Origin of the sequence: Pseudomonas sp. ICBG1301 (genome assembly GCF_016918385.1) — a bacterium.
Taxonomy (GTDB): domain Bacteria; phylum Pseudomonadota; class Gammaproteobacteria; order Pseudomonadales; family Pseudomonadaceae; genus Aquipseudomonas; species Aquipseudomonas palleroniana.
In genome coordinates this window covers 238,137-264,584 of sequence record NZ_JAEKGB010000008.1, presented here as the reverse complement: position 1 = coordinate 264,584, position 26,448 = coordinate 238,137, and the positions used below count along the sequence as shown (strand labels likewise).

Here is a 26,448-nt window from a genome sequence, read left to right as displayed (position 1 = left end):
TCCCTGATGGGTGAGTTCGAGCTGATCCGCAACTACTTCGCCGCCGCGCCCTGTGCGCAAGGCGGCGAAGGCATTGCCTTGGGGATCGGCGACGACTGCGCCTTGCTGGCGCTCCCGCCTGGGGAGCAGTTGGCAATCTCCACGGATACGTTGGTGGCCGGCGTGCATTTTGCCGACCCTTGCGATCCGTTCCTGCTCGGCCAGCGCTCGTTGGCTGTGGCGGTGAGCGACCTGGCTGGCATGGGCGCCAACCCTCTTGCGTTTACCCTTGCCCTGACGACGCCGACGGTCGATGCCGATTGGCTGCAACGCTATGCCCAGGGTTTGAACGCCATGGCCCAACGCTGCGGTGTGAGCCTGGTGGGTGGCGACACTACACGTGGGCCGTTGAGCCTGACCCTCACGGTATTGGGGCGTGTCCCGGCTGGGCAGGCGTTGACGCGCAGCGGCGCACGGCCGGGTGACCTGCTGTGTGTGGGCGGTGAGTTGGGCAACGCTGCCGGTGCCTTGCCGCTGGTGCTGGGCCAACGCAGTGCACAGGCGGCCATCGCCGATCCGTTGCTGGCGCATTACTGGTCGCCGCAACCGCAGCTGGCCTTGGGGCTGGCGTTACGGGGCAAGGCCACGTCTGCGATGGATATCTCCGACGGGCTGCTGGCCGATTGCGGGCATATTGCCAAGGCGTCATCTGTCGGCCTGTTGGTCGAACGTCAGAAACTGCCACTGTCCACGGCCTTGCTGGCGTTTGTCGGCGATGACGAGGCGCGTGTGGCCGCCTTGAGTGGCGGCGACGACTATGTGCTGGTATTTACCTTGCCACCGGCCCAGTTGGCGCCGCTGCAGGCCGACGGCTGGCCGATCCATGTGATCGGTCGGGTCGAGGCGGGGCAGGGCGTGAAGCTGCTCGATGTAAACGGGCAGGACATCACCCCGGCCGTGCGGGGCTATCAGCATTTTTGCGAAACGCCATGAACCGGCGAGCTGCGCTACCCTTTATACGGTCCACACTGTGTTGGAGACCGTCACCATGCCTATGCGTCACTGGCTGCTGATTGCGTTGTGTGCCGTCGCCCCGCTGGTGCAGGCGGATGAAGCTTCGCCCCCAGGCAAGATCATGCTGGCCAGCGAGGAATGGAACGACTACACCAACGCGGATGGTACGGGGCTGGCCTGGGACGTGTTACGTCAGATCTTCGAGCCGGCAGGCATCACCTTGCAACACCGCAGCGTGCCTTATACGCGCTCCGTTGGCCTGGCCCAGCGCGGCGAAGTGGATGGCTGGGTGGGGTCGTACCGCAACGAAGCCGATGGCGTGCTGTACCCCCACTGGCACTTTGACTCGGATCACATCTACGCCCTCGGGCTGGCCGCCGCGCCGACACCGAGTATCGCCACGCTGGGCAACTATCGTCTGGCCTGGGTGCGTGGCTATAAATATGAGGCGTACCTGCCCAATGTGAAGCGCTTCCACCCGATTGAGCGGCGCAGCGGCATTCTGCCGATGCTGCAACACGGCCGCGCCGATTTTTACATCGATGCGCTCCCCGAAACCCAGTATGTCCTTGCCCAGGCGGACGATCCCACCCAATTCAAGCTCACCCATATCGCCGATCTGCCGGTGTTTATAGGCTTTGCCGATAACGAGCGGGGGCGTGCCTTGATGGCGGTGTATGACCAGCGCATCGCTGTCCTGGTCAAAAGTGGTGAGCTGAAGCCGATTTTTGCGTGCTGGAAACAGCCCTATCCGTTCTGACCTGCATAGAACCAGGACGAAGGCCAATCGAACCGATTGATCTTTATCAGCGATAATTCAGCTTAAGCGTCTGTAGGAACCTGCTGTTACAATGACCGCCTCTGTGAAATCTAGAAATCAGGAGCACACAGTGCCCGTCGTTTTCGTCGCCGCCTCCAAGCTGCCTACCCCTTTTGCCACCTTCACCATGAACGGCTTCCTTGAAGAGGCCACCGGCCGCGAGCACGTTGTGCTCAGCCTGGGTGACATCGCCGACGGCGCGCCGGTGCTGGGCCGTGTGCATTCTGAGTGCCTGACCGGTGACGCACTGTTCAGCCAGCGTTGTGACTGCGGTTCGCAATTGGAAGCCGCTTTGCGCGCCATCGCCCGTGAAGGCCGTGGCGTGTTGTTGTACCTGCGTCAGGAAGGCCGTGGTATTGGCCTGATGAACAAGATCCGCGCCTATGAGCTGCAGGACGGCGGCGCCGATACGGTGGAAGCCAACGAGCGCCTGGGCTTTGCCGCCGACCAGCGTGACTACGCCATCTGCCTGCCGATGCTGGAGCATCTGGGTGTGAAATCCCTGCGCTTGATGACCAACAACCCGCGCAAGGTCAAAGCCTTGACCGAGATGGGCATCACCGTGGCCGAGCGTGTGCCGCTGCACACGGGGCACAACCCGCACAACAAGCTCTACCTGGCGACCAAGGCCAGCAAACTCGACCATATGATGGGCAACGAACATCAGGGCGAGGTCGACCGCGCGTGACCCGTGGCCAGGTAAAGCGGCGGCTGTCCTTCAATTGGTGGCAGTACCTGGCCCTGGCGTTGCTGCCCTTGTTCTCGATCAACCTGCTGTTCAGCCAGGCCGAACCCATGCTATCGGTGCTGGCCATGCCGTTTTTTATCGCCGGCGTGGCCTCGATGTTTCTGAGCCTGCGCTACTTCAACGGCTATAAACACGCGCTGATCGCCACCTCTAAAGCCCTCGACACCCCCGATGAACCGGCCGCCTGGATTACCCTCGCGGCGCGTCGACGCACGGCGTTGATGGTGGCTGCCCTGCCGGCCTGGATCGGTACGCTGGCGGTATTCGTGGGCCTGGAAGCCGTGCCGTTGTGTTTGCTGGCACTGTCGACCCTGGTGTTGTTCTACCTTTATCGCATCCCGCGTCAGCTGGGATGAGGCGTCATTGGCTGGCGGTGCTGCTGCTGGCATTCAGTGTGCCGGGGCTGGCCGTTGAACGGGTGGTCAGCCTGGCGCCATCTCTCTCTGAAATCGTCGTGGAGCTGGGGGCGGCCGACCTGCTGGTGGGCGTGTTCGACGGCGGCGAACGTCCTGCTGCATTGGCCAAGGTGCCCTCGGTCGGGCATTACGGCCAACTGGATATGGAGCGCCTGCTCAGCCTCAAGCCGGACCTTATCCTGCTGTGGCCCGGCAGCATCGGCCCGGCCCAGCGTGAGCAACTGCAACGCCTGGATATCCCCGTGTATGTCGCCGAACCCCACAGCCTTGAGCAACTGACCGGCCAAATCCAAGCCATCGCCGAGCAGTTGGGGCGGGCCGAGGCGGGTCGGCAGTTGGCGGGGCAGTTGCATAAGCGCTTGGCCGACCTGCGCCAGAGCTACCAACGGGCCGAGCCGCTGCGGGTGTTTTATCAGGTGTGGAACCAGCCGCTGTATACCGTCGGTGGCGGGCAGATCATCAGCGATGCGTTGAGTGTGTGCGGTGCGCGCAATGTGTTCGATGACCTCAAGCTGCCCGCGCCGCAAGTCAGCATCGAGTCGGTGTTGCAGCGCAATCCCGAGGTGATCCTGGTCGGCGATCAACTTCAGTTGGAAGCATGGAAAGCATGGCCTCAAGTCGCCGCAGTGGCGCAGGGGCGGTTGCTAGTGGTGCCGGACAAGGGCCTTGAGCGGCCCAGCGGGCAGATGCTGGAGGCGGTGGCGCGCTTGTGTGAGGTGCTTGCCCGTTAGAGTTCCGGAGTCCAGGTGATGCCAAACATCAGCGTCCTACCTTCTTCGCGGTAGCCATATTGCTGGCCTTGATACTGATACAACGCCCGGCTGTAGCGTTTATCCAGCAGGTTATCGAGCTTCATGTTCAGCGCGATTTCGCGGCTCATGGCCCAACTGGCGCGTAACCCGAGCAGTCCATAGCCGCCCAACGGGTGTTGGTTCTTCGGGTCGTCGTAGCTGCTGCTGACGGCTTGCCAGCTGGCGCCTACGCCGAAACGCTCGAATTGCCGATCCAGGTCCAGGCTCAGGGTACGCCGGGCGCGACGTGCCAAGGTGCGCCCGGTATCGCGGTCGCGTGGGTCAATCATGGCCAGGCCCAGGCTGCCTTGCCAGCCGAACAGATCCTGCCTGAGTGTGGCTTCGAAGCCATTGATGCGTGCCGAACTGACGTTTTGCGGGCCGTCGCTGCCGAACACGATCGCGTCCTGGATATCGGTGCGGTACAGCGAAGCTTCCAGGCGGGCGGTGTCGCTGAGTTGGCTGCGCCACTGCACTTCGTAACTTTTCGAGGTTTCGGGGCGCAGGTTCGGGTTGCTGTTTTTAAAGCCGTATTCGTCCGGGTAGTACAGGTCATTGAACGTCGGGGCGCGAAACCCCTCGCTATAACTGAACAGCAGGTCGTTGTCCGGGTTGACGGGCAGGGTCAAGCTGCCGCTCCAGCTGTTGTGGCCGCCGAACTGCTGGTTCTGGTCGCGACGCAGGCCCAGCTCGGTGGAAAAGTACCGCGCTGCAAAGCGATGCTGGATAAACACCGCACGGTTCCAACGGCTGTCTTCGGCGAGCGCGGTGCTGCTGTTGACCCGATCTTCGTAGCCATCGGCGCCCAGGATCAGGCTGTTCTGATCATTGAGGGTCAGGTCGTTCTGCCAGTTCAGCGAATTGCGGTAGGTGTTGAACACACTGCGTTCATCGCTGAGTTTATCCAGCGACTCTTCGCGGTTTTCGCTGTGGCCCAGTTCGACGCGGGACTTCCAGGTGTCGTTGATCCGCGCATCGATAAAGCTGCTGACGTTACTGACGCTGAAGTCGGTGTAGGGTTTCTGTTGGAAACTCTGGAAGGTGGTCGAGTCATAGCGACCAAACGGGTTGTCGTACTCGCTTTTGCCACGGTTATCCAACACGTTGATGCCGGCGTCGACCTGGTCGCTGAAGGCGTGGCTCAGGCTGAAACTGAGGGCCTGGTTGCGATAGGCATCATGATCGCCATCGCTGGGGTAGGAGGTGTAGGTGCGGTTGATCCCGGCGGTGTCATCCAGGCTGGCGCCGAGGTTGAAGCGGGTCTGCGAGTCGCCCCCGGACAATCCCAAGCTACGTTCCCACGTCTGGCGGCTGCCGAAGCCCAGGTGAAGGCGCGGTTGCAGACCGGACGTCGTATTGCGCCGAGTGAAGATCTGAATCACCCCGCCAATGGCATCACTGCCGTAGATCGCCGAGCGTGAGCCGCGCAGCACCTCGACGCGCTCGATCTGCTCGATATTGAGGTATTGCAGGTTGCTGGTGCCGGTGGTGGAACTGCTGATGCGTTGGCCATCCACCAGTACCAGGCTCTGGGCAGTGGAGGTCCCCCGAATGTAAACGTTGGTCGCGCTGCCGCGGCCACCACTCTGTGCTACCTGCACGCCCGGCACGCGGCTCAGCAAGTCGCTCACGCTGCTGGGCTGCAAGCGGTCGATATCGTCGCGGGTGAAGACCGTGTTGGCGGTGCTGCTGTCACTACGTGCCTGGACCTGGCGGTTGGCGCTGATGACCACGTCGGGGAGTTTCAGGGCGTCGTCGCGGGTGTCGGCGAGCAGTTCGCAGGAAGGCAGAAGCAGCAGGGCGAGGCACAGGCGTTTCATGGTCTTTCCGTAGTTTTGAAGTGAACACCCATCAAATGTGGGAGGGGGCTTGCTCCCGATAGCGGTGCATCAGTCATAGATATCGAGACTGACACACGGCAATCGGGAGCAAGCCCCCTCCCACAGTTTGATGCTTGTTACAGGCCCAGCAGCGTCATGCGCTCACGCACCGCCGCCTCGATACCGGCTTCATCCAGCCCGCATTCAGCCAGCATCTGCGCCGGCTTGGCATGTTCGACGTACACATCCGGCAAGCCCAGGTGCAGTACCGACTTGAGCACATTCTCCCGCGCCAGGAACTCGCTGACCGCCGCGCCCGCACCGCCCATGATGGCGTTCTCTTCGAGGGTCACCAGCAGCTCATGGCTACCGGCGATCTCGCGCACGAGTGCTTCATCCAGCGGCTTGACGAAACGCATGTCGACCACGGTGGCGTCGATCTTTTCGGCCACTTTCAAGGCTTCGGCCAATTGCACGCCAAACACCAGGAATGCCGTCTGGCGGCCTTGGCGGCGCACGATGCCCTTGCCGATCTCGATCGGTTCCAGGTCCTTCTCGATCACCGCATTCGGGCCCGTGCCGCGTGGGTAACGCACTGCAGCCGGGCCGTTGTACAGGTGGCCGGTGCTGAGCATTTTGCGCAGTTCGTTCTCGTCGCTTGGCGTCATCACCAGCATGCCGGGGATGCAACGCAGGTACGACAGATCGAAACTGCCGGCGTGGGTCGGGCCGTCTTCGCCCACCAGGCCGGCGCGGTCGATGGCGAACAAGACGTCGAGATTCTGCACGGCCACATCGTGGACGAGTTGGTCGTAACCGCGCTGCAGGAACGTCGAGTAGATCGCCACCACGGGCTTGGCGCCTTCACAGGCCATGCCGGCGGCGAAGGTGACCGCGTGCTGCTCGGCAATCGCCACGTCGAAGTAACGCAGCGGGAAACGCTCGCTGAACGCCACCAGGTCGGAGCCTTCCTTCATGGCCGGGGTAATGCCCACCAGGCGCGGGTCGGCGGCGGCCATGTCGCACAGCCATTCGCCAAATACCCCGGAATACTTCGGCCCGCTGGCCTTTTTCGGCGCAGCGGCGGGGGCGTCCAGTGGCTCCAGCTTGGTGATCGCGTGGTAACCGATCGGGTCGACTTCCGCCGGCGCGAAGCCTTTGCCCTTCTTGGTGACGATATGCAGGAACTGCGGGCCCTTGAGGTCGCGCATATTGCGCAGTGTGGCGATCAGGGTCGGCAGGTCGTGGCCGTCGATGGGGCCGATGTAATTCCAGCCCAGCTCTTCGAACAGGGTGCCAGGCACCAGCATGCCCTTGGCGTACTCTTCGGTGCGCCGGGCAATTTCCCACGCGCCCGGCAGACGCGAGAGCACTTTCTTGCTGCCTTCACGCATGCTCGCATAAGTGCGGCTGGAGAGGATTTTGGCCAGGTAGTTGGACAGGCCACCGACATTGCGCGAGATCGACATGTCGTTGTCGTTGAGGATCACCAGCATATTGGCGTCCACTTCCGGCGCATGGTTCAGCGCCTCGAAGGCCATGCCGGCGGTCAATGCGCCGTCACCAATCACCGCAATCGCCTTGCGCTCGCTGCCTTGCAGGCGGGCGGCAATCGCCATGCCCAGCGCTGCACTGATGGAGGTGCTGGAGTGGCCGACGCCAAAGGTGTCGTACTCGCTCTCGGAGCGACGCGGGAAGGCGGCCACGCCGTCCTTCTGGCGCAGCGTGCTCATGCGCTCGCGACGACCGGTCAGGATTTTATGCGGGTACGCCTGGTGGCCCACGTCCCACACCAGCCGGTCGTCCGGAGTGTCGAACACGTAATGCAGGGCGATGGTCAGCTCGATAACGCCCAGCCCGGCACCGAAATGCCCACCGGTCTGGCCGACCGTGTAGAGCAATTCCAGGCGCAACTCATCGGCCAGGGTTTCCAGCTCGGCTTCACCCAGTCGACGCAGGCCGTCCGGCGTGGCAGCACGGTCGAGCAGGGGCGTGGACGGGCGCTTGCGGGGAATCTCTTGAAACGTCGTGGGCATCAGGCGAATCGTTATAGGTATAAAAGAGGCGGCAGTTTACCTCAAGCATCGCAAACTGCCCACGCGAAGCGCCGAACTTGGCTGATTAGGCGGCGCGAATGGCCGCACTTGCTCAGTGGCGGCTCAGTGGCGGCGTTCGACGATATACCGCGCCAGGTCGCGCAGCGGCTCGGCGGCCGCGTCGAAAGGTCGCAGGGCCTCCAGGGCCTGGTCGCGCAGTTCCAGGGCATAGACCTTGGCGGCTTCAAGGCCGAGCAGGGACGGATAAGTCGGTTTGTCCCGCGCGATATCGGCACCTTGGCGTTTGCCCAGGGTGGCGGTGTCACTTTCCACATCCAGAATGTCGTCCTGCACCTGGAACGCCAGGCCGATGGCCCGGGAGTAGGTCTGCAGGGCTGCCAATTGCGCAGCTTGCGCGCGGCCACTGGCCAGGGCGCCCAGGTGCACGGCGGCTTCGATCAGCGCGCCGGTCTTGTGGCGATGCATGTGTTCCAGGGCGTGCTGGTCCAGCTTGAGGCTGACGGAGCCCATGTCGATGGCTTGCCCGCCGACCATGCCGGCCGGGCCGGCGGCGTGGGCGAGTGTGGTCACCATGCGCAGCCGGATCTCGGCATTCACGCTGCTCAAGCGCGGGTCCAGCAAGGCGCTGAACGCCAGGCTCTGCAGGCCATCACCGGCCAGAATCGCATAGGCCTCATCAAAGGCTTTGTGAGTCGTCGGCTGGCCGCGACGCAGATCGTCGTCGTCCATGGCCGGCAAATCGTCATGCACCAGGGAGTAGGCGTGAATCAGTTCCACCGCACACGCCGCGCCATTGGCCTCCTCGGCCGGCGCACCCAGGGCTTCACAGGCGGCATACGCCAGCAATGGGCGCACGCGCTTGCCGCCATTCATCACGCTGTAGCGCATGGCGGCATACAGGCGGTTCATTTCCGGGCTGGGCGCCACAAACAAGGGTTCCAGCGCCGCGTTGACCCGGGCTTGGCTACTGGCCTGATACGCGTCGATCATTCCGGCTGTTCCGCATCGAAAGGTTCCTCGGCCAGCTCCCCGTCACGTTCCAGCAGCACTTGCACCTTCTGCTCCGCCTGCGCCAACGCGCTCTGGCAGTCGCGAGTCAGGCCGATGCCTTGCTCAAACGCCGTCAACGAGTCTTCCAGCGACAACTCGCCGTTCTCCAGACGCTCGACCAGGGCTTGCAGGTCGGCGAGGGATTGTTCGAAATCGAGTGCAACTTTTTTGCGGGCCATGGCGGCTATTCCGGTAGACGGTAAACCGGCGCGACACTAGCAGACATGGGGGATTGGGGCAAATGAGTGGGGGCGGATGCTCATTCAGTGAGCCGAATGATCGGCTTATTCGGCTCACTGAATGAGCCGATTAGCCACTTTATTCGGCTCACTGGCTATCACGCGGTCTTTGCCAATGTTGAGCACTGTCTTTGTGCATCTTTTAATTGGCTTTCGAACTCAAGCAATCCTGCCTGCATCTTTTGCAGGGCCACGATCTGCACAGACAGTTCGTGTTTCTTGCTGGCGATGGCCTGTTCCGCCCGTTCCCAAGGCAATGCGTCACCCTGATGGCCCTGGAGGATTTCCTGCAACTCCTTGAGTTTGAACCCCAGCTGTTGCGCGCACTTGATAAACATCAGCAACTCAACGCTCTGCTCCGAATAGACCCGGTATTGGCCTTGGCGCTGCGGTTCTGGCAGCAGCCCAATCGCCTCATAGTGACGGATCGCCTTGATGGTCGTGCCTGACAACTGCGCGGCTTTGCCGATGTACATGAAAGCTCCCTTTTCCTATTAAAGCGCCGGCCTGTTTCAGCCACTTGTCTCGCTGCGCCGCAGTAGAGCCCAGCACCGGCCCGAACTGCAACGTCTTGACCGGCTTGATGCCGCAAAACGCCAGTGTGGTCTTGCGCATCTGATGGATGCCCGGCATGCGATAGAACCAGCGGTAATACCAGGGTGGTGTGTCCAGGGTCACCAACAAGTGTGCGGTCCGGCCCTGCAGCAGCTTGTCAGGGAACGCCTTGCCGGCTCGGTATTTGAAGGCGAAGCCGGACAGGAACACGCGATCGATGAAGCCCTTCATCAAGGCGGGGATGCCGCCCCACCAGACCGGGAAAACAAACGTCAGATGGTTGGCCCAAAGGATGTCGCATTGCGCGCTGAGCAGGTCGAGCTCCAGTGGTTGGGCCTGGCTGTAGCCGTGGTGCAGGACGGGGTCGAAAGCCAGCTCCCCCAGGCGCAACACGCGTACTTCATGGCCGGCGGCTTTTGCGGCATGGATGTAGGCGTCGGCCAGGGCCGAACAGAAGCTGGCGTTAGAGGGGTGGCCGAGAATAACCAGAGTGCGCGGCGGCATGAGGTGGGGTCCTGAACAAGGTGTTTCAGGGTAAGGGTTGCCGTATAGGGGAGAGTCAAGCGTGGGGTCCGCAATGCGCCGATTTGTCATTGCCAGCAGGACGTTTCGGTAATCCTCGGAAGGCTGTTCCTGAACCGCCCTTGGCCCCTTGTGACAGCCAATACCCCTGACTAGCCTGCCTCAAAACTCAACGAGTGAAACGGCATGAGCGAAACCTGTATCGGCTTGACTACGCCTCCAGCGGGCTACAGCGACTGGCTGACGGACCTGAAAGGGCGTATTCACGCGGCGCAACAGCGCGCCACATTGGCGGTCAATCGGGAGCTGGTGTTGCTCTATTGGCAGATTGGCCACGACATCTTGACCCGCCAGGCCGAGCAGGGGTGGGGGAGCAAAGTCATTGATCACCTGGCCCAGGATTTGCGCACGGCTTTTCCCCGCATGAAGGGGTTCTCGCCGCGAAATCTCAAGTACATGCGCGCTTTTGCCGAGGCGTGGCCAGACTCGGAATTTGTGCAAGAGGTGCTTGCACAATTGCCTTGGTATCACCAACTTGCGCTACTGGACAAACTCCCCAGCCCCGAAACCCGGCGCTGGTATATCGCCCAGGCAATCGAGCACAACTGGTCGCGTAATACCCTGGTCATGCAGATCGAAAACCGATTGCTGGAGCGCAGTGGCAAGGCTGTCAGCAACTTCGAATATCACCTGCCCAAACCGCAATCCGACCTGGCGCGGGAATCGCTAAAAGATCCCTATCGTTTCGATTTCCTCAGCCTGGGCCTGGACGCGCAGGAGCGTGATATCGAAAACGCCTTGATCAAGCACGTCACCGATTTCTTGTTGGAGCTCGGTGCGGGTTTCGCCTTCGTTGGCCAGCAGGTATTGCTGGACGTCGGCGGCGATGAGTTCTTCGTCGACCTGTTGTTCTATCACTTGAAGCTGCGCTGCTACGTGGTGATAGAACTGAAAGCGGGCAAGTTCAAACCCGAGCACTTGGGGAAGTTGAGCTTTTATCTCGCGGCTGTCGATGCCCAGCTTAAGCATCCACAAGACGGACCCACCATCGGCCTGCTGTTGTGCAAGAGCAAGGACGAAGTCGTCGCCGAATATGCGCTGCGCGACAACAATCGACCGATTGGCGTGGCGCAATACCAGTTGGTTGAGTCGTTGCCCGCAGAGTTGCAAACCAATCTGCCGAGTATCGAGCAGATCGAACGGGAACTGGCGGGCTGAGTCGCTGGACGGCTAGTGGCCTCAGAACCCCGGCGGGATATACCCCGGCACGAACGGCACATTGAGGCACTTGCCATGGAGGATGCGGCCATCTTCAATCCGGAACAGCACGATCTTCTTGGCCTTGTTCACCGTCGCCTCAAGTTTGCAATCCGAACTGTGCCCCACGGTCTGGTAATACTCCGTATAAACCATCCCGTTGCCGGTGTGGTTCATTGAAGTGCCTGCGGCTTCCGTGGTGGTCCAGGACGCGGATTTGTGCCAGGTCATCACCACCTGGGTTTCGCCATTGGCTGCGTTTTGCTTCGTCATTGAGTCGGGTTTGCCGAATAAATTCAGCGCTTCCTGGACGTCGCGGCCTTCCCAGCGCGATTGTGCGATCAGGTGGCACCCATTGATAAACAGCGTGGTGGGTAACAAGAGCCCCGCGAGTAACCGCCTTGTCCATGTAGGCATCATGAGTCCTTTTTGTCGGTAGCTCGGTTCAGTGTTTATTGCCCAGCATGTCGTCGAGGTCGTCGATCATCTGGCTCTTTTCCTGGGTTGGCCCCAATTGCTCGAGCATCGCCTTGGTGGTCTGGATCATCTGCAAATGGGTCATCTTGCCCATCGCGATGGTGTCCTTGCTTTTGCCCGGCTCACAGACAAAAGCGAGGGTGCGATCGAGCCAGAACTCCTTCGGCGTCTGCCAGGTATTCGAGACTTTCAAGTGTGTGAGGGTGTAGGAAAATGGCGCGACCGATTGCCCGTTGAGAAAGCGCAGCTTTCGCGTCGAGCACTGCACCTCGAGGTTGTAGGCATCGATCATGGGCTTGCCCGGTGCCTCATACACCAAGGTCACCGCGACCAACTGGGCGCCCTTGGTATGGTTCGATGCAACCACCGAAGTGCGGTCGGCCACATACATCACATTTTGATGCGCCCGGCCGCTGCCGTAGATGATTGACCAGTCGCCCACCGGTGTTTGCTCGGCGGCGAATGCCAAAGGGGGGCAGGCCAGTAATGCTACCGGCAGTGCAAAGTAACGACCGACCTTGGTTAATGTCTTCAACAGCGTCCTTCCTTGAGGCCCGAAACAAGGAAATGACTTTAGTGATGAGCCTACCCAGTCACAATTAGGGCGGGTGTGCTAATGGCGAATGGCTAGTTAGCAACTAAAAAAGCCTGCTGTTCAAGGCAGGCTTAGTGGGTGCAGCAGTGGACTCAGTCTTTGCGCGCCGTCAGCGCCGAATAACTATTCATCAAGTTGCGATAGTTAGGGATGCGCTGGGACAACAGGTTCCCTAGCCCTTCAATGTCGTTGCGCCAGTCGCGGTGCAGCTCACACGCCACCGAGAACCAGTTCATCAACTGCGCCCCGGCTTGGGTCATCCGGCTCCACGCCGCTTGCTGCACCGTGGTGTTGAACGTACCGGACGCATCGGTGACCACAAACACCTCAAACCCTTCGGCCAATGCCGACAACGTCGGGAACGCTACGCACACATCCGTCACCACACCGGCAATGATGATCTGCTTGCGGCCGGTGGCCTTGATCGCCTTGACGAAATCTTCGTTGTCCCACGCATTGATCTGACCAGGGCGAGCGATGTACGGCGCGTCCGGGAACATTTCCTTCAGCTCCGGCACCAGTGGGCCGTTAGGGCCTTGCTCGAAGCTGGTGGTCAGGATGGTCGGCAGGTTGAAGAACTTGGCCAGGTCGGCCAGGGCGAGCACGTTGTTCTTGAATTCGTTGGGGGAGAAGTCCTGCACCAGAGAGATCAGGCCGGTCTGGTGGTCAACCAGCAGAACGATGGCGTCGTCTTTGTTGAGGCGGTTGTAGGTTAGAGTGCTCATGGTTGAATCCTTTTTGTTTAAGTGGGTTTGGCGTTGCGTTCAACATGGGCACAGATTACTGGGGGAGTGCTGGGCGATAAATCGGCTGAAACAAGTCATACCGTCAACTCAAAAGGGACAATCATGGATGGCTAAAAATCTCACGCGTGAGCTATTGAGCCCGGCAAGCATTACCTGTAGATTTTCTCACGCGTGAGTTTTTCAGAGCGAGGTCAGTGGTATGAACAGCAGCTCTCCATCGAGCCCGTCAGCAGGGCCCGAGACCGATTCAGCAAGCCTTCAGGGAGAGCGCTTGAAACCGTCCGCGAAAAAACCATCGAGCTTCTACATGAAGCAGATGCGCGCGGGCCTGGCGGCCGCCGGTTATGTGAAACACGAGACTTGGGTGCTTCCCGAAAATCGAAGCCTGCTCAAGCAAATGGAGAAACAGCTTCGCCAGCCGATTCTAGCTGGCTCATTCTTGTCGGAGACTTATATGAGCGCAGGTACTAACTGGAACATCGATCGCCTCTTCAGCGCGCTTCAGGCCCTGGACGAGGTGGTCAACAAGGACATCACGCTTTCTCTGCTTCAAGGCTCCGAGTCCAGTATCAAGCTGGAAATGAACGACTTCGGTGGCTTGCCGATTTACATCGCGGTGGTGGGCGAGCAGATCATCGTGGATACCGTGCTGGTCGACGTCGAATCCATCAACGATGTACCCCGGTTCAATGACGCGGTGCTGCGCAGCCGGGAAATGTTCCCGCTGTCTTCCATCGGTATCGAGTCCATGCCTAACGGGCAGGTCGTCTACAACATGTTCGGCGCGTTGAGCTCCGACTCCAGCCTGACCAACATCGTGACCGAGGTGAAAACCCTCGTCGACAACGTGCAGCGCGCCAGCGAAGCCTTTGAACGTTTCTTCAATTAAGTATTCGGGAGTATCCAATGACTCAATCCATCTGGAGCAAACTGTTCACCGCGCTGCGTGGCGGTGCCAACGAAGTCGGCGAATCGATCGTCGACCAGCAAGCCTTGCGTATCCTCGACCAGGAAATCCGCGATGCCGACAGCGCCCTGGCCAACGCCAAGCGTGAACTGGTCAGCATCATGGCCAAGCACAAACTGGCGACTGATCGCGTCAATGAGTACAACGCCAAGATCTCTGACCTGGAGGCCAAGGCGATGGCCGCGATCCAGGCCAATCGTGAAGACCTGGCCCTTGAAGTGGCCGAAGCCATTTCGACCCTGACCAACGACCGCGACGTCGAGCAAAAGCAGGCGGCCGAGTTCGGTGGCTATGCCGACGGCATGCGCAAGGACATCACCAAGGCCGAAGGCCGGATCAAAAGCCTGCGCCAGCAAGTGGATATGGCCAAGGCGCGTGAAAGCGTGCAGAAGGCTCAGGTCAGCGCTTCCATCGCCAGCGGCGGTGCCAACGGCAAGCTGGAAACCGCCGTCGGTACGCTCAATCGTCTGCAGGCCAAGCAGCAGCAACGCGCCGCTGAGCTGCAAGCCCAGGACGAACTGGCCGATGCATCGACCGGTACCGACCTCGAGCGCAAGCTTCGCGAAGCTGGCATCACGCCGAACGAAGGCAGTGCCAATGCGATTCTGGAGCGTCTGAAGCAAAAGTCGGCCGAGTAAATACAGCCGCAACAAGAAGGGCGCTGTCTGCCCTTCTTTTATGTCGAGGTCAGGATGGACGCCCTGAAAGGTTTCAAGACAATCGCAGGCCTGGCTCTGTTCATGGTCGCGCTGCAACTGCTGAATGTAGCGACCGGCTACAGCCTCATGGCGTTTGGTCTGATCCCAAGAACACTGCAGGGGTTGGCCGGCATCCTCACGTCACCGTTTTTGCATGCGTCTTTCGCCCACCTGAGTGCGAACCTGATTGCCTTCCTGGTACTGGGCACGCTGGTGATTATCGAAGGGCTCAATCGATTCGTGACCGTCAGCGCGATCATTATTCTGCTGGGCGGTTCGCTGGTCTGGTTATTCGGTTTTGCGGGCATACACGTGGGGGCCAGCGGTTGGGTATTCGGCTTATGGGCCTACCTGTTGTCTCGCGCCTGGTTTCACAGGAGCTGGGGCAACCTCATAACAGCGGGTGTCGTGGCGGCTCTGTACGGCGGCCTGGTCCTGGGCTTTCTTCCTCGCCAAGGGGTTTCCTTCGAAGGGCATCTGTTTGGTGCATTCGCCGGATTTATTGCTGCCAAGGTACTTCTCTCCAAACCACGTAGCAGGTTTAATGCCGGCTGAGCGCACTCGAGCATCCAGATGCCGAGGCGACGACATCAGGAAGCAAGAACCCAGGGAACCAGGGACGAAATGTCGATTTTTCTTCTATTGCGCATGTACGCTTCCTCCCTTTTTCACCGTTTCGGCTGGGCAGGTCTGGTCATTGCCTTGGGCGTTCACATGAGCACGGCTTATCTGGGCCTGGTATATCTGGGCGAGCAACACCTGACCGCTCTCGCCACATTTGTTTACTTCTATCTCACCACCACGCTGACCGTCGGCTATGGCGACCTTGCGCCGCAGACTTCGGCAGGCCGAGTGTTCGTGGCGGCTTGGGTCATGCTCGGAGGCATCGCGCTGCTGACCGCAGCCATCGGTAAAACCACCAGCAGTGTCATCGATGCATGGAGAAAAGGCATGAAGGGAAAAGGCGATTTCACCGGCAAGGTCGGCCATACCGTGCTCATCGGCTGGGAAGGCGCATCCAGTGAGCGGGTCATTGAGTTGTTGCTGCAAGACGAGACCTCGAACGACAACCTGATCGTCATCTGCGATTGCACCCTCGACGAAAACCCGATGCCGGGCAAGGCGGCATTCATCCGCGGCGAAAGCCTGTCTTCCATCGCGTTATTGCTGCGTGCGGGGGTGCCCGGTGCAGAGCGCGTACTGGTGCGGACCCCCTCTGACGATCTGACCCTGGCCACCGTGCTGGCGGTGAACCAACTCAATCCTGTCGGGCATGTGGTCGCCCACTTCAATGACAGTGAAATCGCCGCACTGGCCAGCTCCTATGCACCCCGCCTGGAGTGCACCTCAAGCATGGCCATCGAGATGCTGGTGCGCGCCTCTCAGGATCCGGGCTCGTCGGTGGTCATTAATGAGCTGCTGTGCGTGGGGCAGGGTGCCACCCAATACCTGATGAAATTGCCCGAAGCCTTTGAAGCCACCTTCGGTGACCTGTACACCCGGATGAAAGAACAGCACAACGCCACGCTCATCGGCTATCGCGCCAAAGATGCCCAGCAACCGTCGATCAACCCGCCCAGCGCCACCCGCGTTGAAGGCGGCGAACTTTTCTACATCGCCTCCACCCGCCTCAAGGAAATCTCCAATGGGATGGTTTAAACAATTGATGGGGCTTGAGGCCCCGAACGCGAATACCCCAGCGAACCGGGCCGCCGCCGAACCGCTGCCGACGACCGGGCCGCTGGGCCTGGCGCCGGGCAAAGGCGTGATGTTCGACAGCAGCCTGAAGTTGCTGCTCGACGGGCAAACCACAGTGGTCATTCCCGGCTCCCAGGAAATCTGGAGCAACGGCACCATTGACCTCGAGCAGTCGACCTGGCTGTCGCGTTATTACATGAACGATGAAGATTACTGGTTGCAGGTGCACACCACAGGCGACATCGCCGGCCAGGTGGAGTCAGTGATCCTGTTCAACTACCTGAGTTACGTCACTATCAGCAGCGAATCGGAACTGCGTCGGCTGGCCGGCCCGCAAAGCCTGATCGGGTTGCCGACCTACACCCACGACGGCGTTGAATACGCGCGCGTATGGGGCAGCGAAAATGGCCAGACAGAACTGGTAGCGATGAGCGAGCAGGTGATAAACCCCGAGACCTCCTACAGCGTCGAGCACCGCTCGATGCTATATGCCCGTGATACCGGCCTGACCGATCGCCGGGAGTTCCTGCTGTTCTCCGTCGAGGAAGACGCTGAAGGCACCGTCAGCCTGAGCACGTCGCTGGGCATCTCGCTGTACACAACCGATTTGAATGTGCTCTAAAAAAGGAAGAAGTCCATGCTCGAAGCTCTCTCTATTTCCCTGAACAAAGCGGCCGTGTTCGGGTTTGTCATCTATATCCTGGGGGCTGCCGTGCTGTTCGGCCTGTTCCAGTTCATCTACACCCGCGTCACCCCGCACAAGGAGTTCGAGCTGATCCGTGCGAACAACGTGTCGGCGGCGGTCGCGCTGGGCGGTGCGATTATCGGTTTCGCGATTCCGGCCAGCAATGTGATTGCGTACTCGATCAACCTCCTCGACTTCGCCGTCTGGGCGGTGATCGCAGCCGTCGTCCAGCTGTTGGCGTTTCTGCTGACCAGCCTGGTGCTCAAAGGCACGTCCGAGCGCATCAAGAACGGCGAGCTCGCGGCCGGTATCTACGTGGCCGCCGTCGCCATCAGCGTCGGCATGTTGAATGCCGCGTGCATGACGCCTACCCAGAACTGATTGCGCACGGAGCCTTTGATGAAACGAAGCAAGTATGTCCAGTTGTCGCTGGCTGCGTCGGTCGCCATGGCGATATCCGGTTGTGGGCCGACGGAAAAAACCTACGATTTGCAGAAGAAGTACAACTTCCAGTCGGTTCAGCAATGCGCCGATGAAAAGCTTCCGGTGGACGTCTGTTCGGATGCCTACATGACGGCCATGGCTGAGCACCGCCGCATTGCGCCGGTGTACGACAGCCAGGCCGATTGCGATGCCGACTTTGTCGCCGACTGGTGCCAGCAGGACTCCACCGGCAAGTTCATCCCCAGGCTGGGCGGTTTCGAACTGACCGCGGCGGGCCAGGTGACACAGTCCCAGGTCGACGCTGCCAACGCCCAAGTGGCTGGCGCGCAAGCCAGCGGTGGCGGCTCCGGCTTCTCCACCAGCAGCCTGCTGACCGGGCTGCTGATCGGCAACATGCTGAGCAACAACCGCAACAGCTACAGCTCCGAGCCGGTGTATCGCTATCGCGATGATCGCGGCAACTACGCCTCCTCGACGCTCAACCAGCGCGTGTCCAATGGGGCTACATTCGGCCGCTCGAACCAGGCCCGGTACGGCAGCAGCAACTACTCGAACACGCTGCGCTCTTCGAGCAAGCCGGTGTCCGTTGCATCGTCCACCTCCCGTGGCGGTTTTGGCAGCAAGGCCAGCGCACGCAGCGGCTGGGGTGGCGGCGGGTCGAGCAGTTAAGGAAATCTGGCCATGAAGAAGATCCATTGCGCAGAGCGTCATGACTGGAAACAGACGGCCGAAAGCCTCGGCTTTCTGTTCCATACCATTGACGACGAACCCTACTGGGACGAGCGCGCGTATTACCAGTTCACGCTCAAGCAAATCGAGCAAGACCTCGAAGACCCGACCACCGAGATCCATGACATGTGCATGGACCTCGTGGCCCGCGTGGTCCACAGCGAAGAGCTGCTCGGGCGCCTGAGCATTCCCGCAGCCTTCTTCGACATGATCCGAACCTCATGGCTCGAAGGGCACCCGCACTTGTATGGGCGCATGGACTTCTCCTACAACGGCGCCGGGCCGGCCAAGTTGCTGGAACTCAACTACGACACACCGACCAGCTTGTATGAAGCGGCGGCGTTCCAGTGGGGCTGGTTGGAACAATGCATCGAGCGCGGCTTGCTGCCCAAGCATGCCGACCAGTTCAACAGCATCGACACCAAACTGCACCAGGCCTTCGCCCAGTTGCAGGTCAAGCAGCCATTCTACTTCGCCTCGATGAAAGACTCGGTCGAAGACAAGGGCACCACCGATTACCTGCGCCTGGTCGCGGAAACAGTCGGCATCGAATCGCGCCACATCGACATCGAAGACATCGGCCTGACCAGTGAAGGCCGTTTCGTCGATCTCGAAGATCGCTGGATTCCCCACCTGTTCAAACTGCACGCCTGGGAATTCATCTTCCACGAGCCTTTTGGTGCGGCGATCGCCCAGAGTGACACGCAGTTTTTCGAGCCCGCCTGGAAATCCATCCTCTCCAACAAAGGCATCCTGCCGCTGTTGTGGGAGTTCAACAAAGGCCACCCGAATCTGCTCGCGTCCCACCTGGATACCGCCCCCGGCAAGGCCGTGCCGAAGGGCTGGGTGCGCAAGCCGTTCTTCTCGCGGGAAGGTGCGAATATTGAGCTGCAAACCGCTGACGGCCTGATCGTGAAAGAGGACGGGCCTTACACGGATGCGCCGTTTATCCTTCAAGAGTTTGCGCCGCTGCCACGGTTTGGCGACAGCTACACGCTGATTGGCTCTTGGGTGATTGGCGATCAGGCCGCAGGCATCGGCGTGCGGGAGGACAATAGTCTGATTACCAAGGATTCGAGCCGGTTTTTGCCGCACTTGATATTGGACTGAGCACATCCGCTGGGGTACGAATGATCAGCGGCGGGCAGCCAGGGTTTCCAGGCCGCAGAGGAGGGTGTCGACGTAGAACGTGAAGCTGTCATTCAGCGCCGCGTCGACACCATTTTGCCAACGCAGGCTGAAGCCGCGATTGCTCAATTGGTCCATGTTCTGCGCGAGCGTGGGGTGTTGCTCCGCGTCGACGGCCCGCAGGTTTTCCTGCACCTGGCGCTGCCAGGCAGCGGTGTTCTCCGGCAGGGGGGCGAACTCCAGTGTGGTGAACCCGGCGAGGGCGGCGATAAAGGAGTTATAGGCCCCAGCCAGGGAAGGGCCGCTGAAACCGGCCTGTTGCAACGCGGCCAACACGCCTTCGACCAACTTGAAATCCGTGCTGGCGTTGGACACCAATTGCGAACCTAGCAGTGGTGCGATATTCGGATGCCGGCGTACCGCGTCATGGCAGTTGACCATCGCTGCACGCAGATAATCCTGCCAGCGTTCCTGAGGGTCGGGGGCTACATGTTCCAGGACTTTGGCCAGCACTTCGCTTAACAACAACTCCCGCGACGAGACATACCAATAGATGGCCGTCGGGTATACGCCCAGGCTGCCGGCCAGGTTGCGCAGGCTGCATTTCTCCAGACCCTCGCGGTCGATCAGCGCCAATGCGGCGCTGATGATGGTGTCTTTGTTGAGTGGGTTTTTGGCCTCTTCGCCAGCGGCTTTTTTACGCCTGCCGCGTGGGTTTGCGGTTTTGCTGGTCATGGTCAGGGCTCCGGTTAAGCGACGGCGAAAGGATAGCGGTTCACCGATTCGCTGTCGCTCTTCCGGGGGGTGGCGTCAGTGGCCTGCGTAGCGCTCGACGAACAACTGCGTGGCCGTCACCAGTCGGTTCAGTTCGTGCTCGGTCAGGGGTAGGCTCAGCGCAAACAACCCGCGTCGCGCACTGTAGATCCCAGATTCGAGCAGGTGAAAGAAGAACAGATCACGCAGGTGGTTCTGGCCCGTCGGAATATCCGCGGGGCGCCTGATCGGCAAGCCGCTGGGATGCAGGTTCATCACCGAACCTTGTCCGGTAAATTGCATCGATACAGGTGCCAGCACCGCATTGAGTTGCTCGCGCAGCCGGTCGCCACGGGCGTTGAGTTTCAAGGCTGCGTCGCGGGTATACACCTGCTCCAATCCCGCGATCCCCGCCGCCATGGTCAGCACATTGTTGTTGAATGTGCCGGCATGGGAGAGGCCGCCACGCCGAGGGTCAAACAGCGCCATGATCTCCTGCCGGCCGCCGAGTACGCCGCACGGCATGCCGCCGCCGAGGTACTTGCCCAGGGTGATCAGGTCGGGCGTGATCGCGAGTTTTTCCTGCAGGCCACCGGGGCCCAGGCGTGAGGTCATCACTTCGTCGAAGATCAGCAGCGTGCCATGGGCCTGGCTCCGCTCCCGCAACCCTTGGAGAAAACCTGGCGCGGCGCAGATACATCCACCCGCACCCAACATGGGCTCCACCAGGATTGCCGCAATGTCGACCTGTTCATGCAGCAGCCTCTCCACGCTGCCCAGGTCGTTATAGTCGGCCAGGTACACCCGGTGCGGCACATTCATCGGCGTGTGCGCCCCGGCAAAACTCAACACGCCACCGTGATAGCCGCCGTTGAAGGCGATGACACCACTGCGCCCGGTGTAGGCTTTTGCCGCCGCCAGCGCGAGTAAATTCGCCTCGGTGCCGGAGTTGGTAAAGCGCACCTGCTCGATACAAGCGAAGCGCTCCACAATCAACGTCGCCAGGCGCGCCTCCCACTCCGTGTGGGCACTCAGGTTCAAACCGTTTGCCATGGCGCTCGCCAGGGCATGGGTGATGATCGGGTGGGAGTGCCCATACAGCGCTGCGGTGTATTCGGCCAGGAAGTCGACGTAGCGATGCCCGTCCAGGTCATCAAGAAAACACCCGCTGCCTCCCTTCATCACCAGTGGGAAGGGTTCATAAAACAACACCGACCGCGTATTCCCGCCAGGCATCACCCGCGCCGCCCAATCCAACTGGCGGGCACTGTTGGGGTTGGCGCGAATGTAGCGTTGGATGCAGCGCTCAAGCTCAAGCATTCCAGGCATCACTCACCCCCTTCTTCGACGCGGCGCGTTTCGGATACACCAGCATCAACAGCGCAAACCACGCCGCCGCCACATAAAACGCCGCGCGCGTCTCCGGGTCGCGGATCACCAGCACCGTCAGCACGCTCAGGTAACCCAGCACCAGCACACTGCTGACCTGGGGCCAGGGCAAGCGATAGTGCACCTCCTTCAATTCGTTGCGCCGCACCTTGCGGCGATAGGCCATATGCGCCGTGATAATCACCACCCACACCCAAATCAGCAAGCCCAGGATTCCGGTCATCAACAGGCTGAAAATGCTCTCCGGGATCCAGTAGTTGAGCAGCACGCCGACCAGCAAAATCGCGGTCGATACCATCAAGCAGCGGGCCGGCACCTGGCGTGGGCTCAACACCTGCAGTTGGCGGGGCGCTTGCTGAAGATGCGACAGCGCAAACAACATCCGGCTGGTGGCAAACAGCCCGGTATTACACGAAGACGCCAACGCACTGATCACCACAAAATTGATAAGCCCGGCGGCCATCCCCAGCCCGAGACTGTCGAACACCATCACAAACGGGCTTTGCGCCGTATCGATCTGATTCCACGGATACAACGCCATGATCACCGCCGTCGACCCGAGATAAAAAATCGCCATGCGCCACAGGATGCTGTTGATTGCACGCGGCAACGTACGCTGCGGCTGCGCCGTTTCCGCCGCCACCAAACCCACCACCTCAACCCCCGCAAAGGTAAATGCGGCGACAGGTACCGCGAACCAAAAGCCGCTCCAGCCATTCGGAAAAAAGCCATCATGCCGCCAGAGATTGGCCACCGAAGGTGCCGTCTGCGCCGAGGTTTCCAACCCAAACAACAGAATTACCAACCCTGCCGCAATCAGCCCGACAATCGTCAACACCTTGATCAACGCCAGCCAGAACTCCACCTCGCCAAATGTCTTCACCGCAAACAGATTGATCACCATCAACACGCCCACGGTGACCAACGCCGGAATCCACTGCGGCAAATCCGGGTACCAATACTTCATCAACAAACCAATCCCGGTGACCTCCAGCACCCCCACCAGAATCCAGATCATCCAATACGACCACCCCGTGATAAACGCCACCCGCGGCCCCAGAAACTCCTCCGCATAGGTCGCAAACGACCCACTGCTGGGCCGATACAACGACAACTCCCCCAGCGCCCGCGCAATCAGATAAACCATCCCCCCACACAACGCATACGCCAGCAACAACGCCGGCCCCGCCGTGGCAATCGCCTTGCCCGAGCCCAAAAACAAACCGGCCCCGATAATCCCGCCAATCGCAATCAGCATCACATGACGCTCCTTGAGCGACCGCGCCAGGCCATGGTTGGAAGAGTGAAGCGGTGTTGTAGTCATCAGCATTCCCCGAGCTGCATTGCGCAGCAGTGGTTGACATGAATCCGGCTCAGGCCGGTTTTATTGTACGGTGTGCAATAAGCAGGTTTTGGGCCAGCGCAGAAGGGAGGCGTGGGTATTGGAGTTAAACGGTTTGTTTAGATATGCGTGTAGGACGTTTCATCTGGCGTTTATCGGGAAGGGCAAGGCGGGCAAGTGTCACCAGAGAACACAGGTGGGTGGGCGGAACACAGGGGCGAGAATGCGCTGACTTCCAAGGGCCAGCAGGGCGGGTCGCTTTCATTTGCGGGACGTTTCCGAGAGAATCCCAAGCGCATTGCGCCAGCGGGGATGCGTGACTAGGCTGCGGTTTGTCACTGCTTATTCAGTGATCGGGTTTAGTCGCCCGGATTCGATTGGCGCATTAGCAACTCATGAGTCAGGCACCCCTTCGCCTGCATCTTATGGTGGCTGTGCGCAGGGCACCTCCGGGTGCGCCGGGCCCAATCGACCGGTCGACTAACCTGCGTACAGCTGCCGCCTTTTGTTTAGTCGCACGAAGTGGCAGCTCCAAATTATCGATTGGAGATTTGCTATGGGTAACGTTGTTTCTGATTCGTCGTCGGTCACCAAGCCTTTTGTCGTAAATGAAGAGCTGAGCTTTGAGGACGCTTGGGTGCGGGTTGCGGAGTTGCTGCAGTGCGCGGTGGCGACGTCGCAGGGGCTCGGAGAGCCGCTGGGTGCGCCGCAGAGGGCGGTGATGCATTTGGTGGAAATGGCGAAGATGGTGGCGGATCGTGCGGTGGAGTGTTTGCAGCCTGGCTAACACCCTTCGGAGGCGGATGTGCAGTATGCAAGCCATCCACTATTGATCATTTAGTTGTCCAACAGTCGTTGGACAACTGTTTGGGGATTTTACAGACATTAAAAAGCCGGCTTGTGGCCGGCTTCTCGGGGACTGCCTCAGCTTGTTTTTGACAAACCTCAGCAGCCTTCAAATCGCTCAGCCAACATCGCGTCTGGCTGAATAGTAGGGGCATCCGCGGGAACTCCTCCGCTTCGCCTGGCAGGGTGTGTGGCTGAAAGCCTCCCCTGCCCAATGTGCCGCGCATGATACCCACATTCACCTCAATTGCCCACCTCCGGTTCCGATTTAGAGCCTTCCCAGCCCAAAAGCTGGTCATCCAGCGGCACGGGTGGGCGGCGGTTGTTGAGGGTGGACCACCAGAATACCCAGCCCACGATCTCAAAGTTCTGTTCGAAGCGTTGTTCGTAGGTGAGGTATTCGTCGGGGTGTTCGGCGGCGTTGTGGCTGCGCATGCGCAGGCCGCCGCCGGGGCGGTTGTAGAGGTATTTGATGCGTAGCATGCCGTCGTGTTCGACGGCGTAGATTTCGCCGTCGATGATTTGGGTGCGGCCACGGTCGACGGCGAGGGTGGCGCCTTGTTGGATGATCTCGATCATGCTGTTGTCGACCATGTAGGCGCCACAGGCGCGGTCAGGGTTTACTGTGAGGAGGTCGAGGGTGTGCCGGGAGACGCGGATGCGTTCGGTGGAGGTGAATGTGGGGTGGAGGGGGATCTCCACGTCGAGTTTTTCCGCAGGGCAGGCCGGGCCTGTGAGGTATTTGCCGGTGTCTTCGCGGGTGAGTGCAGTCCTTGCAGTGGGGCCGTCCAACAGGAAGTTGGCCGGTGGATGTTTGGGGCCCAGGCCGGTGTTCAGCCACCGGCTGGAGACGCATAACAACTCTGCGATCTCGTTGAGTCGGCCCATGGGGACGCCGCGCTTGAACCAGTTGTTCACGTGTTGAGGCGTGACGCCGCGGTTCTTGGCGAAGTCGGAGGCGGAAAGATGAACTTCCCGTAATAGCGCTTTTAAACGATCACCTGATGTATTCATAAACGCAGAGTTTACTGGCCGGGAAAACTAATCAAATAAACTATGCGTTGAATTGCGCTTGTAGGCTTTTACTGGGTTGTAGCCGGATTTTTCTATAGTTTCAGGATATTAAACATCGGTAGTTGTTAGTTGAACTTGGTGTTTAATTTCATGCATAAAAAAGCCCCGAATAGTCGGGGCTTTTTTGTATTGCCTAAGCAATGAAGAGCCGGTATCAGCCTTTGTAGGCGGCAACCGACTTCATGATCTCGGCGCGGGCGGCGTCTGCGTTGCCCCAACCGTCGATCTTCACCCATTTGCCTTTTTCGAGGTCTTTGTAGTTCTCGAAGAAGTGCTTGATCTGTTCCAGCAACAGTGGTGGCAGGTCGGTGTATTCCTTCACGTCCACGTACAGCTGGGACAGTTTGTCGTGGGGGACTGCGATAACTTTGGCATCGCCGCCGCCATCGTCGGTCATGTTCAGGATGCCGACCGGGCGTGCACGGATAACCGAGCCTGGGGTCACCGGGTAAGGGGTTACCACCAGCACGTCGAGGGGGTCACCGTCGTCAGCCAGGGTGTTGGGGATGAAACCGTAGTTGGCCGGGTAGAACATTGGGGTGGCCATGAAACGGTCAACGAACAGGCAGTCGCTGTCTTTGTCGATTTCGTATTTGATCGGCGCGTGGTTGGCCGGAATCTCGATGGCGACGTAGATGTCGTTCGGCAGGTCTTTGCCAGCCGGAATCTTGCTGTAGCTCATTGGGCGTTGCCCCCGTTAATTGGCCAAGAAACTTGGCCGGATTGGCCTAAAAGTGGCGGCGATTATAGGCATATTCTGACGCTGATGCCATGCGCCAGACGTCGTAAGCTCATTCGCCGTGCGGCGAGTAGCGCGGGTCATGGGCTTGCAGCCGGACCAGGCGTTCCAGCGGGTCCTGGCGGTAAAAACGGCTGAGTTGCGCGTATACCTGCGGATAATGGCTGACCAGTAAATCCGGGGCACTGAAGAAATATTCGCTGGTGACGGCGAAGAACTCCGCCGGGTTTTCGGCGGCGTAGGGGTCGATCTCGGTTTCGGCGTCCGGGTTGGCGTCCAGTTGGCGATTGAGGTCATCAAACGCGCTTTGCATCACGCTGGCCCATTCCTGCACGCGCATGTCGTGATGCAGCGGCGGCAGGCCGTTGGCGTCGCCGTTGAGCATGTCGAGTTTGTGCGCCAGTTCGTGGATCACCAGGTTGTAGCCTTCCCAGTTGCCGCTGGCCAGGACGCCGGGCCAGGCGAGGATCACCGGGCCTTGTTGCCAGGCCTCGCCGCTGTGTTCGCCGTCCCATTCATGCTCGACGCCGCTGGCATCGCGATGGCGCTGCGGGCTCAGGAAGTCGTCGGGGTACAGCACGATTTCATGGAAGCCCTGGTACCAGTCCAGGTCTCCCAGATTCATCAAGGGCAGTTGCGCCTGGGCGGCGAGCAGCAGGCGTTGTTCCTGATGCAGTTCGACGCCGGGCAGGGCGGTGAGGTGCTTTTCGGCGAGGAACACCACGCAGGCTTCGCGCAGCCACTGGTCTTGCTCGGCGCTGATGCCGTCGAGGAAGGTCAGGTGGTGGCGCACCCGCTGCCAGGTGTCATCGGCAATCGGGTGCTTGGCCAGCAGGCGCCGGCGACGCCAGGCGCTGAGGGACCACATCG

The 26,448-nt window shown here is 60.2% G+C and carries 30 protein-coding genes; 15 read left to right on the top strand and 15 right to left on the bottom strand.

Going from position 1 to position 26,448, the window contains the following annotated elements:
* The first annotated feature begins 6 nt into the window (after nucleotides 1-6).
* The 5 genes from thiL (at nucleotide 7) to JBE38_RS20600 (ending at nucleotide 3,708) form a co-directional block, all read left to right on the top strand.
* Entirely contained in the window at nucleotides 7-972 is a 966-nt protein-coding gene (gene thiL, locus JBE38_RS20620) for a thiamine-phosphate kinase (RefSeq protein WP_205345014.1), read from the top strand.
* A 55-nt stretch (nucleotides 973-1,027) separates the two neighbouring features.
* Nucleotides 1,028-1,753: a substrate-binding periplasmic protein gene (locus tag JBE38_RS20615; RefSeq protein WP_205345013.1), complete on the top strand. Its 726-nt coding sequence runs from the start codon at nucleotides 1,028-1,030 to the stop codon at nucleotides 1,751-1,753.
* A gap of 130 nt (nucleotides 1,754-1,883) precedes the next feature.
* Nucleotides 1,884-2,501, top strand: a complete 618-nt coding sequence (gene ribA / locus JBE38_RS20610; RefSeq protein WP_060755251.1) for a GTP cyclohydrolase II — start codon at nucleotides 1,884-1,886, stop codon at nucleotides 2,499-2,501.
* Nucleotides 2,498-2,917 (top strand): MFS transporter, encoded by a 420-nt coding sequence (locus tag JBE38_RS20605; protein ID WP_126844872.1) that lies wholly within the window; start codon nucleotides 2,498-2,500, stop codon nucleotides 2,915-2,917. Before ribA ends, JBE38_RS20605 begins: the two co-directional genes overlap by 4 nt.
* Nucleotides 2,914-3,708 carry a cobalamin-binding protein gene (locus JBE38_RS20600; protein ID WP_205345012.1) on the top strand — a complete coding sequence of 265 codons (795 nt, stop codon included), beginning with the start codon at nucleotides 2,914-2,916 and terminating at the stop codon, nucleotides 3,706-3,708. The genes JBE38_RS20605 and JBE38_RS20600 overlap by 4 nt, the downstream gene beginning before the upstream one ends.
* Here the strand turns inward: JBE38_RS20600 and JBE38_RS20595 are convergent.
* The 6 genes from JBE38_RS20595 to JBE38_RS20570 all read right to left on the bottom strand — a co-directional run bounded on the left by JBE38_RS20595 (nucleotide 3,705) and on the right by JBE38_RS20570 (nucleotide 9,993).
* Nucleotides 3,705-5,588: a TonB-dependent receptor domain-containing protein gene (locus JBE38_RS20595; protein ID WP_205345011.1), complete on the bottom strand. Its 1,884-nt coding sequence runs from the start codon at nucleotides 5,586-5,588 to the stop codon at nucleotides 3,705-3,707. The genes JBE38_RS20600 and JBE38_RS20595 overlap by 4 nt on opposite strands.
* A 137-nt stretch (nucleotides 5,589-5,725) precedes the next feature.
* Complete coding sequence (gene dxs, locus JBE38_RS20590; RefSeq protein WP_060755247.1) at nucleotides 5,726-7,624, bottom strand: 1-deoxy-D-xylulose-5-phosphate synthase; 1,899 nt, start codon at nucleotides 7,622-7,624, stop codon at nucleotides 5,726-5,728.
* Nucleotides 7,625-7,747: 123 nt separating this feature from the next.
* On the bottom strand, nucleotides 7,748-8,635 hold the full coding sequence (ispA, locus tag JBE38_RS20585; RefSeq protein ID WP_090365606.1) for a (2E,6E)-farnesyl diphosphate synthase: 888 nt from the start codon (nucleotides 8,633-8,635) through the stop codon (nucleotides 7,748-7,750).
* A complete protein-coding gene (locus JBE38_RS20580) occupies nucleotides 8,632-8,874 on the bottom strand; it encodes an exodeoxyribonuclease VII small subunit (RefSeq protein WP_003194556.1) in 243 nt (80 codons plus the stop codon). Before JBE38_RS20580 ends, ispA begins: the two co-directional genes overlap by 4 nt.
* Nucleotides 8,875-9,032: 158 nt before the next feature.
* Nucleotides 9,033-9,410, bottom strand: coding sequence for a MerR family transcriptional regulator (locus JBE38_RS20575; RefSeq protein ID WP_198762245.1), 378 nt, complete (start codon nucleotides 9,408-9,410; stop codon nucleotides 9,033-9,035).
* Entirely contained in the window at nucleotides 9,349-9,993 is a 645-nt protein-coding gene (locus JBE38_RS20570) for an NAD(P)H-dependent oxidoreductase (RefSeq protein WP_090365611.1), read from the bottom strand. The genes JBE38_RS20575 and JBE38_RS20570 overlap by 62 nt, the downstream gene beginning before the upstream one ends.
* 204 nt (nucleotides 9,994-10,197) lie before the next feature.
* Here JBE38_RS20570 and JBE38_RS20565 point away from each other — a divergent pair, with 204 nt between their 5' ends.
* Nucleotides 10,198-11,229 (top strand): PDDEXK nuclease domain-containing protein, encoded by a 1,032-nt coding sequence (locus JBE38_RS20565; protein ID WP_205345010.1) that lies wholly within the window; start codon nucleotides 10,198-10,200, stop codon nucleotides 11,227-11,229.
* A 21-nt stretch (nucleotides 11,230-11,250) separates the two neighbouring features.
* On the opposite strand, the gene JBE38_RS20560 is transcribed toward JBE38_RS20565, so the two are convergent.
* From JBE38_RS20560 to ycaC, 3 genes are all read right to left on the bottom strand, one after another.
* On the bottom strand, nucleotides 11,251-11,685 hold the full coding sequence (locus tag JBE38_RS20560; protein WP_205345009.1) for a hypothetical protein: 435 nt from the start codon (nucleotides 11,683-11,685) through the stop codon (nucleotides 11,251-11,253).
* A gap of 28 nt (nucleotides 11,686-11,713) precedes the next feature.
* Nucleotides 11,714-12,280, bottom strand: a complete 567-nt coding sequence (locus JBE38_RS20555) for a hypothetical protein (RefSeq protein WP_205345008.1) — start codon at nucleotides 12,278-12,280, stop codon at nucleotides 11,714-11,716.
* A gap of 152 nt (nucleotides 12,281-12,432) precedes the next feature.
* Entirely contained in the window at nucleotides 12,433-13,065 is a 633-nt protein-coding gene (gene ycaC / locus JBE38_RS20550; protein WP_205345007.1) for an isochorismate family cysteine hydrolase YcaC, read from the bottom strand.
* A gap of 328 nt (nucleotides 13,066-13,393) precedes the next feature.
* Here ycaC and JBE38_RS20545 point away from each other — a divergent pair, with 328 nt between their 5' ends.
* The 8 genes from JBE38_RS20545 to JBE38_RS20510 all read left to right on the top strand — a co-directional run bounded on the left by JBE38_RS20545 (nucleotide 13,394) and on the right by JBE38_RS20510 (nucleotide 19,417).
* A complete protein-coding gene (locus JBE38_RS20545; RefSeq protein ID WP_060755240.1) occupies nucleotides 13,394-13,975 on the top strand; it encodes a YjfI family protein in 582 nt (193 codons plus the stop codon).
* A gap of 17 nt (nucleotides 13,976-13,992) precedes the next feature.
* Nucleotides 13,993-14,691, top strand: coding sequence for a PspA/IM30 family protein (locus JBE38_RS20540; RefSeq protein ID WP_205345006.1), 699 nt, complete (start codon nucleotides 13,993-13,995; stop codon nucleotides 14,689-14,691).
* A 54-nt stretch (nucleotides 14,692-14,745) separates the two neighbouring features.
* Nucleotides 14,746-15,306, top strand: coding sequence for a rhomboid family intramembrane serine protease (locus tag JBE38_RS20535; protein WP_205345005.1), 561 nt, complete (start codon nucleotides 14,746-14,748; stop codon nucleotides 15,304-15,306).
* Between the two features lie 69 nt (nucleotides 15,307-15,375).
* Nucleotides 15,376-16,410 (top strand): ion channel, encoded by a 1,035-nt coding sequence (locus tag JBE38_RS20530; protein ID WP_205345004.1) that lies wholly within the window; start codon nucleotides 15,376-15,378, stop codon nucleotides 16,408-16,410.
* A complete protein-coding gene (locus JBE38_RS20525; protein WP_205345003.1) occupies nucleotides 16,397-17,071 on the top strand; it encodes a DUF2491 family protein in 675 nt (224 codons plus the stop codon). Before JBE38_RS20530 ends, JBE38_RS20525 begins: the two co-directional genes overlap by 14 nt.
* 15 nt (nucleotides 17,072-17,086) lie before the next feature.
* Nucleotides 17,087-17,515 (top strand): DUF350 domain-containing protein, encoded by a 429-nt coding sequence (locus JBE38_RS20520; protein WP_060755235.1) that lies wholly within the window; start codon nucleotides 17,087-17,089, stop codon nucleotides 17,513-17,515.
* An 18-nt stretch (nucleotides 17,516-17,533) separates the two neighbouring features.
* Complete coding sequence (locus tag JBE38_RS20515) at nucleotides 17,534-18,247, top strand: DUF1190 domain-containing protein (RefSeq protein ID WP_060755234.1); 714 nt, start codon at nucleotides 17,534-17,536, stop codon at nucleotides 18,245-18,247.
* Nucleotides 18,248-18,259: 12 nt separating this feature from the next.
* A complete protein-coding gene (locus JBE38_RS20510) occupies nucleotides 18,260-19,417 on the top strand; it encodes a glutathionylspermidine synthase family protein (protein WP_205345002.1) in 1,158 nt (385 codons plus the stop codon).
* 24 nt (nucleotides 19,418-19,441) lie between these two features.
* Here the strand turns inward: JBE38_RS20510 and JBE38_RS20505 are convergent, their stop codons facing one another.
* From JBE38_RS20505 to JBE38_RS20495, 3 genes are all read right to left on the bottom strand, one after another.
* Nucleotides 19,442-20,170, bottom strand: a complete 729-nt coding sequence (locus tag JBE38_RS20505) for a TetR/AcrR family transcriptional regulator C-terminal domain-containing protein (RefSeq protein WP_161548455.1) — start codon at nucleotides 20,168-20,170, stop codon at nucleotides 19,442-19,444.
* A gap of 75 nt (nucleotides 20,171-20,245) precedes the next feature.
* Entirely contained in the window at nucleotides 20,246-21,517 is a 1,272-nt protein-coding gene (locus JBE38_RS20500) for an aspartate aminotransferase family protein (protein WP_205345001.1), read from the bottom strand.
* A complete protein-coding gene (locus JBE38_RS20495) occupies nucleotides 21,501-22,901 on the bottom strand; it encodes an amino acid permease (RefSeq protein WP_205345000.1) in 1,401 nt (466 codons plus the stop codon). The genes JBE38_RS20500 and JBE38_RS20495 overlap by 17 nt, the downstream gene beginning before the upstream one ends.
* 574 nt (nucleotides 22,902-23,475) lie before the next feature.
* Here JBE38_RS20495 and JBE38_RS20490 point away from each other — a divergent pair.
* On the top strand, nucleotides 23,476-23,706 hold the full coding sequence (locus tag JBE38_RS20490; protein ID WP_205344999.1) for a hypothetical protein: 231 nt from the start codon (nucleotides 23,476-23,478) through the stop codon (nucleotides 23,704-23,706).
* 302 nt (nucleotides 23,707-24,008) lie between these two features.
* Here the strand turns inward: JBE38_RS20490 and JBE38_RS20485 are convergent, their stop codons facing one another.
* The 3 genes from JBE38_RS20485 to JBE38_RS20475 form a co-directional block, all read right to left on the bottom strand.
* On the bottom strand, nucleotides 24,009-24,779 hold the full coding sequence (locus JBE38_RS20485) for a LexA family transcriptional regulator (protein WP_090365621.1): 771 nt from the start codon (nucleotides 24,777-24,779) through the stop codon (nucleotides 24,009-24,011).
* Between the two features lie 214 nt (nucleotides 24,780-24,993).
* Nucleotides 24,994-25,521 (bottom strand): inorganic diphosphatase, encoded by a 528-nt coding sequence (gene ppa / locus JBE38_RS20480; RefSeq protein WP_003176323.1) that lies wholly within the window; start codon nucleotides 25,519-25,521, stop codon nucleotides 24,994-24,996.
* A gap of 109 nt (nucleotides 25,522-25,630) precedes the next feature.
* Nucleotides 25,631-26,446: a M90 family metallopeptidase gene (locus JBE38_RS20475; protein WP_060754750.1), complete on the bottom strand. Its 816-nt coding sequence runs from the start codon at nucleotides 26,444-26,446 to the stop codon at nucleotides 25,631-25,633.
* Nucleotides 26,447-26,448: the final 2 nt, after the last annotated feature.

Coding starts and splice junctions, on each gene's coding strand:
- ispA (WP_090365606.1), bottom strand. CDS start 8,635: ATGATCGACGCGTATCAGGCCAGTAGCCAAGCCCGGGTCAACGCGGCG.
- JBE38_RS20475 (WP_060754750.1), bottom strand. CDS start 26,446: ATGTGGTCCCTCAGCGCCTGGCGTCGCCGGCGCCTGCTGGCCAAGCAC.
- JBE38_RS20530 (WP_205345004.1), top strand. CDS start 15,376: ATGTCGATTTTTCTTCTATTGCGCATGTACGCTTCCTCCCTTTTTCAC.
- JBE38_RS20520 (WP_060755235.1), top strand. CDS start 17,087: ATGCTCGAAGCTCTCTCTATTTCCCTGAACAAAGCGGCCGTGTTCGGG.
- JBE38_RS20510 (WP_205345002.1), top strand. CDS start 18,260: ATGAAGAAGATCCATTGCGCAGAGCGTCATGACTGGAAACAGACGGCC.
- JBE38_RS20575 (WP_198762245.1), bottom strand. CDS start 9,410: ATGTACATCGGCAAAGCCGCGCAGTTGTCAGGCACGACCATCAAGGCG.
- dxs (WP_060755247.1), bottom strand. CDS start 7,624: ATGCCCACGACGTTTCAAGAGATTCCCCGCAAGCGCCCGTCCACGCCC.
- ycaC (WP_205345007.1), bottom strand. CDS start 13,065: ATGAGCACTCTAACCTACAACCGCCTCAACAAAGACGACGCCATCGTT.
- JBE38_RS20615 (WP_205345013.1), top strand. CDS start 1,028: ATGCCTATGCGTCACTGGCTGCTGATTGCGTTGTGTGCCGTCGCCCCG.
- JBE38_RS20540 (WP_205345006.1), top strand. CDS start 13,993: ATGACTCAATCCATCTGGAGCAAACTGTTCACCGCGCTGCGTGGCGGT.
- JBE38_RS20525 (WP_205345003.1), top strand. CDS start 16,397: ATGGGATGGTTTAAACAATTGATGGGGCTTGAGGCCCCGAACGCGAAT.
- JBE38_RS20500 (WP_205345001.1), bottom strand. CDS start 21,517: ATGCCTGGAATGCTTGAGCTTGAGCGCTGCATCCAACGCTACATTCGC.
- JBE38_RS20485 (WP_090365621.1), bottom strand. CDS start 24,779: ATGAATACATCAGGTGATCGTTTAAAAGCGCTATTACGGGAAGTTCAT.
- JBE38_RS20595 (WP_205345011.1), bottom strand. CDS start 5,588: ATGAAACGCCTGTGCCTCGCCCTGCTGCTTCTGCCTTCCTGCGAACTG.
- thiL (WP_205345014.1), top strand. CDS start 7: ATGGGTGAGTTCGAGCTGATCCGCAACTACTTCGCCGCCGCGCCCTGT.
- ppa (WP_003176323.1), bottom strand. CDS start 25,521: ATGAGCTACAGCAAGATTCCGGCTGGCAAAGACCTGCCGAACGACATC.
- JBE38_RS20505 (WP_161548455.1), bottom strand. CDS start 20,170: ATGACCAGCAAAACCGCAAACCCACGCGGCAGGCGTAAAAAAGCCGCT.
- JBE38_RS20545 (WP_060755240.1), top strand. CDS start 13,394: ATGAAGCAGATGCGCGCGGGCCTGGCGGCCGCCGGTTATGTGAAACAC.
- JBE38_RS20495 (WP_205345000.1), bottom strand. CDS start 22,901: ATGACTACAACACCGCTTCACTCTTCCAACCATGGCCTGGCGCGGTCG.
- JBE38_RS20580 (WP_003194556.1), bottom strand. CDS start 8,874: ATGGCCCGCAAAAAAGTTGCACTCGATTTCGAACAATCCCTCGCCGAC.
- JBE38_RS20565 (WP_205345010.1), top strand. CDS start 10,198: ATGAGCGAAACCTGTATCGGCTTGACTACGCCTCCAGCGGGCTACAGC.
- JBE38_RS20600 (WP_205345012.1), top strand. CDS start 2,914: ATGAGGCGTCATTGGCTGGCGGTGCTGCTGCTGGCATTCAGTGTGCCG.
- JBE38_RS20490 (WP_205344999.1), top strand. CDS start 23,476: ATGGGTAACGTTGTTTCTGATTCGTCGTCGGTCACCAAGCCTTTTGTC.
- JBE38_RS20560 (WP_205345009.1), bottom strand. CDS start 11,685: ATGCCTACATGGACAAGGCGGTTACTCGCGGGGCTCTTGTTACCCACC.
- JBE38_RS20570 (WP_090365611.1), bottom strand. CDS start 9,993: ATGCCGCCGCGCACTCTGGTTATTCTCGGCCACCCCTCTAACGCCAGC.
- JBE38_RS20515 (WP_060755234.1), top strand. CDS start 17,534: ATGAAACGAAGCAAGTATGTCCAGTTGTCGCTGGCTGCGTCGGTCGCC.
- JBE38_RS20535 (WP_205345005.1), top strand. CDS start 14,746: ATGGACGCCCTGAAAGGTTTCAAGACAATCGCAGGCCTGGCTCTGTTC.